Origin of the sequence: Pseudomonas sp. GD03903, from assembly GCF_029840045.1 — a bacterium.
GTDB classification, from domain to species: Bacteria; Pseudomonadota; Gammaproteobacteria; order Pseudomonadales; family Pseudomonadaceae; genus Pseudomonas; species Pseudomonas pseudonitroreducens.
The window spans coordinates 266226-279157 of the sequence record NZ_JAOCBT010000009.1 but is presented as its reverse complement, the minus strand read 5'-3'; the positions used below and the strand labels follow the sequence as shown (position 1 = coordinate 279157).

Sequence of the window (12932 nt, the reverse complement as noted above, 5' to 3'; positions counted from 1 at the left end):
GCCCGCCCGCAACGGTGGCTCGGGCGGGCGCTGGTGGTTGGTCCGGCAAGCTCGGTTACTTGGTGGTATAGCCGCCATTGATCAGCAGCGTCTGCCCGGTGATCCACCAGCCGTCGCTGACCAGATGGCGGATGAACGGCACCACATCCTCGATGTCGGTCAGGCCGGTCCTGGAGAAGGGCGACAAGGCCGCGGCGGTCTTGTGGTAGTTCACCGCATCCTGGCCCTCGGCGGGGTAGAAGAACGGCGTATCCATCGGGCCCGGACCCACGGCGGTAACGGAGATGCCGCGCTCGCCCAGCTCCTTGGCGGCGGCACGGGTAAAGTGCTCCACCGGCGCCTTGCCGCCGGCATAGGCGGCGTAGAAGGGCGTGAAGGCCCCCAGCAGGGAGGTGACGATGGTGCAGATCTTGCCGTTGTCGTTGAGGTGCCGACCGGCTTCCTTGATGAAGAAGAACGCCGACTTGGCGTTCACCGCCATCATCTCGTCGTACTCGGCTTCGCTGATCTCGGCCATGGGTTTCTTCAGCACCTTGCCGACGGTATTGATCGCAATGTCCGGCTTGCCGACGGCGGCGAGCGTATCGGCGAAGAGCTTCTCCACCGCGCCGGCGCGGGTGAGATCGGCCTGCAGGGCGACGGCCCTGGCGCCCAGCTCCTGCAGCGCAGCAACGGTCTTGTCCGCCTCGGCCTTGCTCGAGGCGCTGTTGTAGTGCACCGCCACGGCGGCGGCTCCCTGTGCGGCGAGGTCGCGGGCAATCAGCCCGCCGAGGTTCTTTGCTCCCCCGGCAATGAGCACCACTTTCCCCTGGATCGAATGGTCGGCCATGGTCATCAGTCCTGCTTGGTTGAAGGCACGCCTGAGTCTAGAGGGGCAGGCGGCGAAGATAATTCCGTGCTGCCGGGATGGACTGTCCAGCGCCGCTGGACAATCGCCGCTGCCCAGCGCCTTGCGCCAGGGGCGGCGCCTCGGTCAGCATGCCGGCCGCCATTCTTTGAAAAAGACACACCGCCATGCGCCGCCTGCCTTCGCTCACAGCCTTGCGCACCTTCGAATCCGCTGCCCGACATGCTCACTTTGGCCGCGCTGCTGCCGAGCTGTGCGTCACCGACAGTGCGGTCAGCCACCAGATTCGCCAGTTGGAAGAGCAACTGGGGGCGCCGCTGTTCGAGCGCCAGGGGCGCCAGGTGCGGCCCACCGCCCAGGCGCGGCGCCTGTTGCGCAGCCTGCAACAGGCTTTCGAGCTGATCGGCACGGCGTGCGATGAACTGCGCGACCCGGGTTCACAGGCGCAGTTGCACATCGCCGTGACGGTGGAGCTGGCGCAGAAGTGGTTGGTGGGCAGGCTGGCCAACTTCGCCGAACGTTATCCGCAAATCATCCTGCACCTGCACGAGCAGCCGCTGGAGGCGCCGGGGCCGGGGGCCGAAATCGACCTGGCGATCACCTACGGCACCGGTCCGGTGGACGCCAGCAGCTATTTCGTGCGGCCGCTGCCGACCCTGCAGTTCTTCCCGGTGTGCAGCCCCGGACTGTTCAACCAGTCGCCGCTCAAGCACCCGCGCGACCTGGCCCGGCACTGCCTGCTGCACGACGACCAGGACGGCAAGTCCTGGACTGCCTGGCTGACCACCCACGCCAGCGACATCCGCCCCAGCCGCCACGTCTACCTCGGCCACGCCGGGCTGACCATGGAGGCGGCGGTACGTGGCCAGGGCGTGGCTATCGGCGACAACCTCACCAGCGCCGAGGACCTGGCCAGCGGCCGGCTGGTCCGGCCGTTCGCCGCGCAGATCACTTCCCTGGGGCAGTACGCCCTGGTCTGCGAGCGCCTGCGCCTGGAGAAGCCGGCGGTGGCAGACTTCATCGAATGGTTTACCGAGCAGCTCGACGACAGGTGATGCCGCTGGATATCGCGTAGGAGCGGACTCCGTCCGCGATGGTCCCGCCCAGTTCCCTGGCACATTGGAGCGGCGGTCAGTCGATCGCGGACGGAGTCCGCTCCTACGCCGCATGGAAATTCATCGTTTGTTGAGGTAAATGATGAATCCAGTTCAGGTATTCCGCGAAATTCATCATTGGTTTCCACCGCTCCGGGCCGGCAACCTTGGGCCATTCCCCTCCCTGACTCTGGAGCGTCACGATGTCCCGTACCCACTCGACAATGCCCAAGGCAGACGGCTTTCGCCTGCCCGGCGAATTCGAACCCAAGGCCCGTTGCTGGCTGGGCTGGCCGGAGCGGCCGGACGTCTGGCGCAACGGCGGCAAGCCGGCGCAGAAGGTCTGGGTCGAGGTGGTCAGCGCCATCGCCAGCAGCGAGCCGGTGACCGTCTGCGCCTCCGCCGCGCAGTACGCCAATGCCCGGCGCATGCTCCCCGAGCAGGTTCGCGTGGTGGAAATGACCTGCAACGACACCTGGTTCCGCGATAGTGGCCCGGCTTTCCTGGTCAATGACGCGACGGGCGAGATGCGTGGCGTGGATTTCCAGTTCAACGCCTACGGCGGCCTCGATGGCGGTCTTTACTATCCTTGGGACAAGGATGACCAGATTGCGCAGAAAATCCTCGAGGTCGAGGGTTTCGACCGCTATCGTGCGTCGATCATCGCCGAGATGGGCAGTATTCGCAGCGATGGGCAGGGCACCCTGCTGACCACCGAGCAATGCCTGCTCAACCCTAATCGCAACGCTCACCTGGGCAAGCAGGAAGTCACTCGCCGACTCTGCGATTACCTGGGCGCCGAGCAGGTGATCTGGTTGCCGCGGGGCTGCAAGTTCGACGAAACCGACGGTCACGTCGATGACCTGGCCTGCTTCGTGCGGCCGGGTGTGGTGGTGATGCAGTGGACCGACGACCGCGACGACCCGCAATGGGAGATCTACCAGGAGGCCTACGACGCGCTGCGCAGCGCCCGCGACGCCCGTGGCAATCCGCTGCAGGTGCACAAGCTGCCACAGCCGCGGGTGCTGGAGTGGACCGCCGCCGAAGCCGAGGGCCTGGACCAGGTCGATGGCAGTTTCGATCGCCAGGAGGGCACGAAGATCTGCGCCTCCTACATCAATTTCTACACCGGCAACTCGGCCATCGTCATGCCGTTCTTCAACGACCCCAACGACCGCATCGCCCAGGGCGTGCTCGCCGAGCTGTTCCCGGACAAGCGCGTGATCGGCATCGACAACTCGCGGGAAATCCTCCTGGGCGGCGGCAACATCGGCTGCATCACCATGCCCCAGTACGCGGCGCCGGCGCGCCGCGGCTGAGTGGCTCGCGCTGCGCGTAATACTGTTCGCTTGAGCGTTTTGAACTGTACGAGCCCTCACCCTAACCCTCTCCCGCACGCGGGAGAGGGGACCGTTCGGCGCAGGATGAAACTACCGCGTCAGCCGGCACGGACTGCCCCCTCTCCCTGAGGGAGAGGGTTGGGGTGAGGGGGATGCATAGGTATGAACTTCTCGGAGCAAGCCAATTCTTCGCCCCAAGAAAACGCCGCAGCTCCAGCAGGAACTGCGGCGTTCTTTCTTGAGTGAAGAGTGTTCGGCCTGCTGTATCAGCCCAGGCGCAGCGGATCGCCGCCGGCCAGGGTGCGATCCATCAGGCGGATGCTGTCGCGGCCGCCGCGCTTGGACTCGTAGAGGGCGGCATCGCCTTGTTCGATCAGCGCGGCGAGGCTGGCCGGCGGCTGGTCGAAGAGGTTGGCGCCGATGCTCAGGGTAACCGCCTGGGGCGTGGCGAAGTTCTGCGTGGCGGTGCTCTGGAACTGCTCACGCAGCTTGCCGGCCAGCGCCATCACCTGTTCGCCGCGGACATTGCTCAGCAGGATGACGAACTCGTCACCGCCCAGGCGCGCCGCCACGGCCCGTTCGGGCAGCGCCGCGCGGATCATCTCGCTGAGCGCCACCAGCAGGCGGTCGCCGGCGGTGTGTCCGTGCAGATCGTTGACCTGCTTGAAGTTGTCGATGTCGATCAGCAGCAGCGCGCCGGGGCGTTCCGGGGAGATTTCCTCGAATACGCGGGGGGCGCGCATTTCCAGCGCGCGGCGGTTGTACAGGGCGGTCAGCGGGTCGCGCGCGGCGAGGCGGGCGATGCGCTTTTCGCGGCGGTAGCGTTCGGTGCCGGTCATCGACAGGGCGATCAGCATGATCGCCATCGCGCCCTCCACCAGGGAAATCTGGATGATCTCGCCACGGAAGGCGGCCAGGTCGATCAGCGTGCCGGGGATGATCACGGTCGCGCCCTTGGCCAGGTAGAAGGCGCCATGCACCAGCATCACGTAGCGCAGCTGCACCGCGCCGACGCTGAGGGATTTGCCGTGGGGCCGCAGCAGGTAGCTGGCGCGCAGTGAGAGCAGGGCGACCAGCCAGGAATTGGCCAGCAGCATGAGCTTGGACCACAGCGGGCCACCGTCGGGCAGCGCCAGCAGCGCTATCCAGATGAGCGGGACGAGCAACCAGCCGCGTGACAGCCGTGCTTCGGTGAACTTCGCCACCCCGCTGAGGAAGAACCAGTGCGCCAGCACCAGCAGGCCGTTGGCGAACCAGACGCCGACCAGCAGATAGCCGCTCATGCGCAGCAGGGCGAGGGTGGAACCGAGGGTGATGGTGGCGAAACCGGCGCTCCAGTAGAGCAGCGAGCGTTCGCGCACGCTGCGCCATTCGATGGCCAGATACAGCGCTGCGGCCGCCGCGAGGGCGACCGAAATAGTCAACATGGTGGGTGGATCGAGCGCCATTTCCTGAACCGTACTGCACTTGCGGTGAAAAAGCGTGATTGTAAGCGCCCTTGCTGGTTTTCCGGTATGTCGGCCGGGTGCTTCCGGTCGGGTTTGCACCCGTTCGGTCGCGTCTGGAAAGCGCTTCTTGCGCTTTGGTCTGATTGCCAGTGTGGCTAGTAGCCATCAGACTGCGCAAGTTCGAACGCACTCGCTGTGGGGCTGGGAGGCCCGAAGCCATGGAAAAGCCGACACGCAGGCGCTGGAGTCCGCTGTGGTTCCTGATCGTTGCCGCCAGTTACCTGATCGCCATCCTGTTCACCGTGGCCCTGGCCGGTCTGGGCTGGATTCTCTTTTCCGGTGGCCTGGACATGACCGTGGTGAAGGAGCGCCGTTACCTGTTGCTGGGCAGTGGCGGCCTGATGCTCGCCGTCTCGGCGTATATCCTGCTGATGTCGATTCCGACCAGCCTGCTCTCCACCGTGCGCCGCGAGCGCTCCTGATCCTGCTCGCCCGGACGGGCCTCCGGTTGGGCCGGCAGGCGCACGCCCGACAGCTGAGTCACCCGCTGCGTCAGAGCCCGATATCGCTACGCCGGTTGCCGGAGCCTTCGATGGGGTCTTCATCCAGGCTGAAGCCCTGGACGCCGAATTCCTTCTCCAGCGCCAGCAGGTACTGGCGCAGGGCGTGGCGCGTGGATTCCTCGCGCAGGCTGTGGTGCACGCGGCCGGCTACCTGGGCGTAGGGCAGCGGCTTGCGTTCCAGGCGTTCGTCGATGCTTACCAGGTGCCAGCCATAGCGCGACGCCAATGGTCGCTCGTGCAGTCCCGGCGGCAGGCGCTGCAGGGCCTGGTCCAGCTCGGCGACGGTCTGCCCGGAGGTCAGCCAGCCCAGCTCGCCGCCTTGATCCTTCGACGGGCAGGCGGAATGCCGCTGGGCCAGTTCGGTGAAGCGCTCCGGGTGCTCGCCGAGTTCCCGCAGCAGCTTTTCGCCCAGGCGGTAATGCGCGTCGCGGGCCTTGGCGTCCTCGGGGGCGGCGGGCAGCAGGATGTGCCGCACGCGCAGGCGGGTGGGTTCGCAGAAGCGTTCGGGGTGGGTGTCGAAGTAGCGCCGGCAGCTGGCTTCGTCCGGCTCCGGGACGTTCAGTTCGCGCTCCAGCAGCGTCGCCACCGCCTGGTCTTCATCCTCGTTGCTCGCCGTCAGGCCGAGCATGGCCGCGCGCTGCGCCAGCAGTTCGCGCACGATCAGGGCGCGCACGGCGCTGCGCTGCGCCTCGGCGAGGGAGGCGGAGGGATGGAAGGGCGTTTCCCTGGCGATGTCCGCCTCGGTCAGTTCGGTGTCGCCGACACGGATCACCGGGATCGGCGTATCGGGGAGGTTCTCGACGGCAATCATGTCCATCTGCGTACTTCCTTAGCCGCGGCGGCGGACGATCTGGTAGTTACGGCCGAAGTAGCCCAGCGGGATGCTCCACACGTGCACCAGGCGGGTGAAGGGGAACAGCAGGATGATGGTCAGGCCGATGAAGATGTGCAGCTTGAAGATCAGCGGCGCTTCCATCACGAAGCCGGCCGCGTCGCCGCGGAAGAACACGATGGCCTGCGCCCAGTTGGCCAGCGCCAGCATCATGCCGCCGTCCAGGTGGTCCAGCGAGGCGAAGATGGTGGTCAGGCCGAGGCACGCCTGCAGCAGGAGCAGGGCGATGATCAGGTTGTCCATCACGCTGGAGGAAGCGCGCACGCGCGGATTGAACAGCCGGCGCCAGAGCAGCATGGCGCCGCCGATCACGCAGAGCACCCCGGCGATGCCGCCGAAGATGATCGCCATCAGCTGCTTGTGCCCGGCCGAGAGGAACGGTGCATAGACCCAGTGCGGGGTCAGCAGGCCGACCAGGTGGCCGAAGAAGATCGCCAGGATGCCGATGTGGAACAGGTTGCTCGCCAGCCGCATGTGCCTGGTCGAGAGCATCTGGCTGGAGCCGGTCTTCCAGGTGTACTGGCCGTAGTCGTAGCGCATCAGGCTGCCGATCAGGAACACGCTGCCGGCGAGGTAGGGGTAGATGCCGTAGATGAAGTGGAGCAGGTAATCCTCGAACATGATGGGCCTCCGTTCATTCTTTGCCGGGTTCAGGGACGCTCTGGCGGCATGATCTGCACGACCTGGGGCAGCGCCTCGTACTTGCGCTCGGCCAGGCGTCGCCCTTCGGCGGACTGCAGGCTGCAGTCCTTGTCGGTTTCGGCGTTGAAGCGCACGGCCTCTTCCTCCCACACCGCATCCAGCGCCTGCGGCGTGTTGTCCGGCTCCTCCGCGGCGGCCACCGGGCGCTGTTCGTCGATCGCCGCGCTGGCGCCGATCAGTGCGAGCAGGGCACGCGGCACCAGCGCGTAGCGGGTGTCGCGTTCTTCCAGGCGGGCGGCGAGCAGGGCGAGGATGTGCTGGATGTCGCCCAGCCACTGGCCGATTTCCTCGTGGCTGCGGGTCGACAGGTATTCCAGGAACAGCGGCAGGTAGTCCGGCAGCTCGCGGGCGTCGAGCTGGAAGCCGGCGGCCTCGTATTCGGCCAGCAGGTTGACCATCGCCTGGCCGCGATCGCGGGACTCGCCGTGCACGTGCTCGAACAGCAGCAGCGAGGTGGCGCGGCCGCGGTCGAACAGTTCGACGTAGGCTTCTTCCAGGTCGAGCAGTTCGCCGCCCGCCAGTTCCCGGCACCATTGCGCGAGCTCGGCGCGCAGCGCCAGCGGCAGGCGATCCTCGGCGTCGAGAATCGCCACCGCTTCGACGCTGGCGGCCTGCAGTTCGGCGCTGGGGTAGTCGAGCAGGCGCGCCAGCACGCGCAGGCTGAGCAGGCCGACGACGGGGCCCTGGTGGGCGTCGCGGATCGCCTCGTAGTTACCCATGGCGGCTGTCCTCCACCGGGTCGAAGGTCTCGACCGGCTTGACCAGCGTGGTGGTGTTCTTGCGTCCGCCGAACAGGCTGACCTGGCTGTTGCCGCCGCCATTGCAGCCGTCGCCGAAGGTGAAGCCGCAGCCGCTGCGTTCGGCATAGGCCTCGGGGATGTGCTCGCGGTGGCCGGTGGGGATGACGAAGCGATCCTCGTAGTTGGCGATGGCCAGGTAGCGGTACATCTCCTCGACCTGGTTCTGGGTCAGGCCGACCTGCTGCAGCACCTCGGTATTGAGCTCCTTGTCGACGTGCTTGGCGCGCATGTACACGCGCATCGCCATCAGCCGTTTCAGCGCCAGTACCACCGGCGCCTCTTCTCCGGCGGTGAGCATGTTGGCCAGGTAGCGCACCGGGATGCGCAGCGATTCGACCTTGGGCAGTACGCCGTCGAACTCCACGTGTCCGGCTTCGGCGGCGGACTGGATCGGCGACAGCGGCGGCACGTACCAGACCATCGGCAGGGTGCGGTATTCCGGGTGCAGCGGCAGGGCCAGCTGCCAGTCGATGGCCAGCTTGTACACGGGGGAGGCCTGGGCGGCGGCGATCACGTTGTCGGGGATGCCGTCCTTGCGCGCCTGGGCAATCACCGCCGGGTCGTGCGGGTCGAGGAAGATTTCGCACTGGCGGTGGTAGAGGTCGCGGTCGTCCTTGGAGGCGGCCACTTCCTCGATACGGTCGGCGTCGTAGAGCAGCACGCCGAGGTAGCGGATACGCCCCACGCAGGTTTCCGAGCAGACGGTGGGCTGGCCGGACTCGATGCGCGGGTAGCAGAAGATGCACTTCTCCGACTTACCGCTTTTCCAGTTGTAGTAGATCTTCTTGTACGGACAGCCGCTGATGCACATGCGCCAGCCGCGGCATTTGTCCTGGTCGATCAGCACGATGCCGTCTTCCTCGCGCTTGTAGATCGCGCCGCTCGGGCACGAGGCCACGCACGCCGGGTTCAGGCAGTGCTCGCAGAGGCGCGGCAGGTACATCATGAAGGTGTTTTCGAACTGGCCGTAGATGTCCGCCTGGATCTGGTCGAAGTTGACGTCCTTGCGCCGCTTGGCGAACTCGGTGCCGAGGATTTCTTCCCAGTTCGGGCCCCATTCGATCTTGTCCATGCGCTGCCCGGAGATCAGCGAGCGCGGCCGTGCCACCGGCTGGTGTTCGCTCTGCTTGGCGCTGTGCAGGTGCTGGTAGTCGAAGGTGAAGGGTTCGTAGTAGTCGTCGATCTCCGGCAGGTCCGGGTTGGCGAAGATGTTCGCCAGTACCCGCCACTTGCCGCCGATGCGCGGGTTGATCGAACCGTCGGCGTTACGCACCCAGCCGCCGTTCCATTTCTTCTGGTTCTCCCACTCCTTGGGGTAGCCGATGCCGGGCTTGGTCTCGACGTTGTTGTACCAGGCGTACTCGATGCCTTCGCGACTGGTCCAGACGTTCTTGCAGGTGACCGAGCAGGTATGGCAGCCGATGCACTTGTCGAGGTTCAGGACCATCCCGACCTGGGAACGAATCTTCATTTCACGGCCTCCTGCTGGTAGTCGTTGCCTTCGCCGTCGAGCCAGTCGATACGCTGCATCTTGCGCACGATGACGAACTCGTCGCGGTTGGAACCCACGGTGCCGTAGTAGTTGAAGCCGTAGGAGAGCTGCGCGTAGCCGCCGATCATGTGGGTCGGCTTGGGGCAGACCCGGGTGACCGAGTTGTGGATGCCGCCGCGGGTGCCGGTCATCTCCGAACCCGGAATGTTCAGGATGCGTTCCTGGGCGTGGTACATCATCGCCATGCCCGGGCGCACGCGCTGGCTCACCACCGCACGGGCGGCAATCGCGCCGTTGGCGTTGTACAGCTCGATCCAGTCGTTGTCCTCGACGCCGATGGCGCGTGCGTCGTCCTCGGAGAGCCAGACGATCGGCCCGCCGCGCGACAGGGTCTGCATCAGCAGGTTGTCGCTGTAGGTGGAGTGGATGCCCCACTTCTGGTGCGGGGTCAGCCAGTTCAGGGCGATCTCCGGGTTGCCGTTGCTCTTCGGCGCGGCGACGCTGGTGGCGGCCTTGGTGTCGATGGGCGGGCGATAGACCATCAGGCTTTCACCGAAGGCGCGCATCCACGGATGGTCCTGGTAGAACTGCTGACGGCCGGTGACGGTGCGCCACGGGATCAGCTCGTGGACGTTGGTGTAGCAGGCGTTGTAGCTCACGTGTTCGTCTTCCAGGCCCGACCAGGTGGGGCTGGAGATGATCTTGCGCGGCTGCGCGACGAGGTCGCGGAAGCGGATCTTCTCTTCTTCCTTGGGCCGCGCCAGGTGCGTGTGGTCGCGTCCGGTGATCTTCGACAGCGCCGCCCAGGCCTTCACCGCCACCTGGCCGTTGGTCTCCGGCGCCAGGGCGAGGATCATCTCGGCGGCGTCGATGGCCGAGTCGATCTTCGGCCGGCCTTCGGCGGAGCCTTCGAGCTTGCGGTAGTTGAGCTTGCCGAGCAGGTCGACCTCGCTTTCGGTGTTCCAGGCGATGCCCTTGCCGCCGTTGCCGATGGTGTCCAGCAGGGGGCCGACGGAGCTGAAGCGTTCGTAGGTTTCCGGGTAGTTGCGCTTGACCTCGATGAGCGAGGGCATGGTCTTGCCGGGGATCGGTTCGCACTCGCCTTTCTTCCAGTCCAGCACCTGCGGCTGGGCCAGTTCGCCGGGGCTGTCGTGCTGCAGGGGCAGGGTGACCAGGTCGGTCTCTTCGCCCAGGTGGCCGACGCACAGGCGGGCGAAGGCGCGGGCGATGCCGTCGTAGATCTGCCAGTCGCTGCGCGCTTCCCAGGCCGGATCGGTGGCGGCGGTCAGCGGGTGGATGAAGGGGTGCATGTCGGACGTGTTGAGGTCGTCCTTCTCGTACCAGGTGGCGGTGGGCAGCACCACGTCCGAATACAGGCAGGTGGTGGACATGCGGAAGTCCAGGGTGGTCAGCAGGTCGAGCTTGCCTTCGATGGGCTCGTCCTTCCAGACGACTTCCTCGGGCTTCCTGCCGGTCTCGCCGAGGTCCTTGCCGAGCAGGCCGTTTTTGGTTCCCAGCAGGTACTTGAGCATGTACTCGTGGCCCTTGCCGGAGGAACCGAGCAGGTTGGAGCGCCAGACGAACAGATTGCGCGGATGGTTCTGCGGGTTGTCCGGGTCCTCGCTGGCAAAACGCAGCTGGCCGCTCTTCAACTGCTCGACGGTGTAGTCCACCGTGCTCTTGCCGGCAGCCTGGGCGGCGGCGGCCAGGCGCAGCGGGTTGATCCCCAGTTGCGGTGCGGAGGGCAGCCAGCCCATGCGCTCGGCGCGCACGTTGAAGTCCACCAGGCTGCCGCTGAAGTCCTGCGGGCGCGCCAGCGGGGAGAGCAGTTCCTTCACCTCCAGCTTCTCGTAGCGCCACTGGCTGGAGTGGTTGTAGAAGAACGAGGTGCCGTTCATGTGGCGCGGCGGGCGGTGCCAGTCGAGCGCGAAGGCCAGCGGCGTCCAGCCGGTCTGCGGGCGCAGCTTTTCCTGGCCGACATAGTGCGACCAGCCGCCACCGCTCTTGCCGATGCAACCGCAGAGGATGAGCATGTTGATCAGCCCGCGGTAGTTCATGTCCATGTGGTACCAGTGGTTCATCCCGGCACCGACGATGATCATGGAGCGGCCGTGGGTCTTGTCGGCGTTGCTGGCGAACTCGCGGGCAATGCGGATCATCTGCGCCGCCGGGACACCGGTGATCGCCTCCTGCCAGGCCGGGGTGTAGGGCTTCATCTGCCCGTAGTCGCTGGCGCCATCGTCCTCGCCCGTGCCGCCGATGGTGGCTTGCAGGCCGCGGTCAATACCGTAGTTGGCGGCGCTGAGGTCGAACACGGTGGCTACCAGCACCTCGCGGCCATCGGCCAGTTGCAGGCGCTTGGCCGGTACGTGGTGGTAGATGACGTCGCGCACCTTCACGTTGGGGAAGTGCTGGCGCTCGATGCCGCCGAAGTAGGGGAAGGCGACGCGCGCCACTTCATCGTGATGGCCGAGCTGCGACAGGCGCAGGCTGACTTCCTGGCCATCGGCGTCGACCTGCTCGAGGTTCCACTGGCCACTCTGGCCCCAGCGGAAACCGATGGAGCCGCGCGGTACGACAAGGCGCTCGCCGCTTTCGTCCCAGGCCACGGTCTTCCATTCGGGGTTGTTGGCCTGTGCCAGGTTGCCGTCGAAATCGCTGGCGCGCAGCTGCTTGCCCGGCACCAGGCTGCCGTCGTCGCGCTGTTCCAGCTCCACCAGGATCGGCATGTCGGTGTAGCGGCGGATGTAGTCGGTGAAGTAGGCGCTGGGTTTCTCCAGGTGGAATTCCTTGAAGATCACATGGCCCATGGCGATGGCCAGCGCGGAGTCGGTGCCCTGCTTGGCGCTCATCCACTCGTCGCAGAGCTTGGAAATCTCCGCATAGTCCGGGGTGATGGCGATGGTCTTGGTGCCCTTGTAGCGCACCTCGGTGAAGAAGTGCGCGTCGGGAGTACGCGTCTGCGGGACGTTGGAACCCCAGGCGATGATGTAGCCGGAGTTGTACCAGTCGGCGGACTCGGGCACGTCGGTCTGCTCGCCCCACACCTGCGGCGAGGCGGGCGGCAGGTCGCAGTACCAGTCGTAGAAGGACAGGCAGACGCCGCCGATCAGCGACAGGTAGCGGGTGCCCGAGGCATAGGAAACCATCGACATCGCCGGGATCGGCGAGAAGCCGACGACGCGGTCCGGGCCGTAGGTCTTCACGGTGTAGACGTTGGCGGCGGCGACCAGGGTCTGCATCTCGTCCCAGTCGGCGCGGACGAAGCCGCCACGGCCACGGATGGACTTGTACTGCCTGGCCTTCTGCGGGTCCTCGACGATGCTCGCCCAGGCCAGCACCGGGTCCTTGTGGGTCGCCAGTGCCTCGCGCCAGAGCTGCACCAGCGCCTTGCGCACCATGGGGTATTTCAGCCGGTTGGCGCTGTACAGGTACCAGGAATAGCTGGCGCCGCGCGGGCAGCCGCGCGGCTCATGGTTGGGCAGGTCGGGGCGGGTGCGCGGGTAGTCGGTCTGCTGGGTTTCCCAGGTCACCAGGCCGTTCTTCACGTAGATCTTCCAGCTGCAGGAGCCGGTGCAGTTCACCCCGTGGGTCGAGCGGGCGATCTTGTCGAACTGCCAGCGCTGGCGGTAGCCGTCTTCCCAATCGCGGCACTCATCGCGGGTTTCGCCATGGCCGCCGGCGAACTCCGGTGGGCGCTTGACCAGGTAGCGCAGGCGGTCGATGAAGAAGCTCATGTTTCTCCTCCTAGGCA

At 66.2% G+C, this 12932-nt stretch carries 10 protein-coding genes; 3 read left to right on the top strand and 7 right to left on the bottom strand.

What is annotated here, in order from left to right:
- Positions 1-55: 55 nt before the first annotated feature.
- Complete coding sequence (locus N5C91_RS17055; protein ID WP_236170542.1) at positions 56-829, bottom strand: SDR family oxidoreductase; 774 nt, start codon at positions 827-829, stop codon at positions 56-58.
- A 185-nt stretch (positions 830-1014) separates the two neighbouring features.
- Here N5C91_RS17055 and N5C91_RS17050 point away from each other — a divergent pair, with 185 nt between their 5' ends.
- Entirely contained in the window at positions 1015-1902 is an 888-nt protein-coding gene (locus N5C91_RS17050; protein ID WP_279830756.1) for a LysR substrate-binding domain-containing protein, read from the top strand.
- A 242-nt stretch (positions 1903-2144) separates the two neighbouring features.
- Positions 2145-3260, top strand: coding sequence for an agmatine deiminase (gene aguA / locus N5C91_RS17045; protein ID WP_279830753.1), 1116 nt, complete (start codon positions 2145-2147; stop codon positions 3258-3260).
- A 287-nt stretch (positions 3261-3547) separates the two neighbouring features.
- Here the strand turns inward: aguA and N5C91_RS17040 are convergent, their stop codons facing one another.
- The gene (locus tag N5C91_RS17040) at positions 3548-4729 is read right to left on the bottom strand and encodes a GGDEF domain-containing protein (protein WP_279830750.1); all 1182 of its coding nucleotides are present in this window, start codon (positions 4727-4729) and stop codon (positions 3548-3550) included.
- Positions 4730-4947: 218 nt separating this feature from the next.
- On the opposite strand from N5C91_RS17040, the gene N5C91_RS17035 reads away from it, so the two are divergent.
- Positions 4948-5211, top strand: coding sequence for a hypothetical protein (locus tag N5C91_RS17035; protein WP_236170538.1), 264 nt, complete (start codon positions 4948-4950; stop codon positions 5209-5211).
- Positions 5212-5281: 70 nt separating this feature from the next.
- Here N5C91_RS17035 and N5C91_RS17030 read toward each other — a convergent pair whose 3' ends face one another.
- Genes N5C91_RS17030 through N5C91_RS17010 form a run of 5 tightly spaced genes read right to left on the bottom strand, consistent with a single transcriptional unit; the run spans position 5282 to position 12915 of the window.
- Positions 5282-6109 (bottom strand): peptidylprolyl isomerase, encoded by an 828-nt coding sequence (locus N5C91_RS17030; protein ID WP_279830747.1) that lies wholly within the window; start codon positions 6107-6109, stop codon positions 5282-5284.
- 12 nt (positions 6110-6121) lie between these two features.
- On the bottom strand, positions 6122-6805 hold the full coding sequence (gene narI, locus N5C91_RS17025; RefSeq protein WP_236170536.1) for a respiratory nitrate reductase subunit gamma: 684 nt from the start codon (positions 6803-6805) through the stop codon (positions 6122-6124).
- Positions 6806-6834: 29 nt separating this feature from the next.
- Positions 6835-7605 carry a nitrate reductase molybdenum cofactor assembly chaperone gene (gene narJ / locus N5C91_RS17020; protein WP_236170535.1) on the bottom strand — a complete coding sequence of 257 codons (771 nt, stop codon included), beginning with the start codon at positions 7603-7605 and terminating at the stop codon, positions 6835-6837.
- A complete protein-coding gene (gene narH, locus N5C91_RS17015; RefSeq protein WP_236201864.1) occupies positions 7598-9157 on the bottom strand; it encodes a nitrate reductase subunit beta in 1560 nt (519 codons plus the stop codon). Before narH ends, narJ begins: the two co-directional genes overlap by 8 nt.
- On the bottom strand, positions 9154-12915 hold the full coding sequence (locus N5C91_RS17010) for a nitrate reductase subunit alpha (RefSeq protein WP_279830741.1): 3762 nt from the start codon (positions 12913-12915) through the stop codon (positions 9154-9156). Before N5C91_RS17010 ends, narH begins: the two co-directional genes overlap by 4 nt.
- Between the last annotated feature and the right edge of the window lie 17 nt (positions 12916-12932).

Excerpts from the sequence above, each read along its gene's own strand:
- N5C91_RS17055 (WP_236170542.1), bottom strand. The coding sequence starts at position 829 with ATGGCCGACCATTCGATCCAGGGGAAAGTGGTGCTCATTGCCGGGGGA.
- N5C91_RS17050 (WP_279830756.1), top strand. The coding sequence starts at position 1,015 with ATGCGCCGCCTGCCTTCGCTCACAGCCTTGCGCACCTTCGAATCCGCT.
- aguA (WP_279830753.1), top strand. The coding sequence starts at position 2,145 with ATGTCCCGTACCCACTCGACAATGCCCAAGGCAGACGGCTTTCGCCTG.
- N5C91_RS17040 (WP_279830750.1), bottom strand. The coding sequence starts at position 4,729 with ATGGCGCTCGATCCACCCACCATGTTGACTATTTCGGTCGCCCTCGCG.
- N5C91_RS17035 (WP_236170538.1), top strand. The coding sequence starts at position 4,948 with ATGGAAAAGCCGACACGCAGGCGCTGGAGTCCGCTGTGGTTCCTGATC.
- N5C91_RS17030 (WP_279830747.1), bottom strand. The coding sequence starts at position 6,109 with ATGGACATGATTGCCGTCGAGAACCTCCCCGATACGCCGATCCCGGTG.
- narI (WP_236170536.1), bottom strand. The coding sequence starts at position 6,805 with ATGTTCGAGGATTACCTGCTCCACTTCATCTACGGCATCTACCCCTAC.
- narJ (WP_236170535.1), bottom strand. The coding sequence starts at position 7,605 with ATGGGTAACTACGAGGCGATCCGCGACGCCCACCAGGGCCCCGTCGTC.
- narH (WP_236201864.1), bottom strand. The coding sequence starts at position 9,157 with ATGAAGATTCGTTCCCAGGTCGGGATGGTCCTGAACCTCGACAAGTGC.
- N5C91_RS17010 (WP_279830741.1), bottom strand. The coding sequence starts at position 12,915 with ATGAGCTTCTTCATCGACCGCCTGCGCTACCTGGTCAAGCGCCCACCG.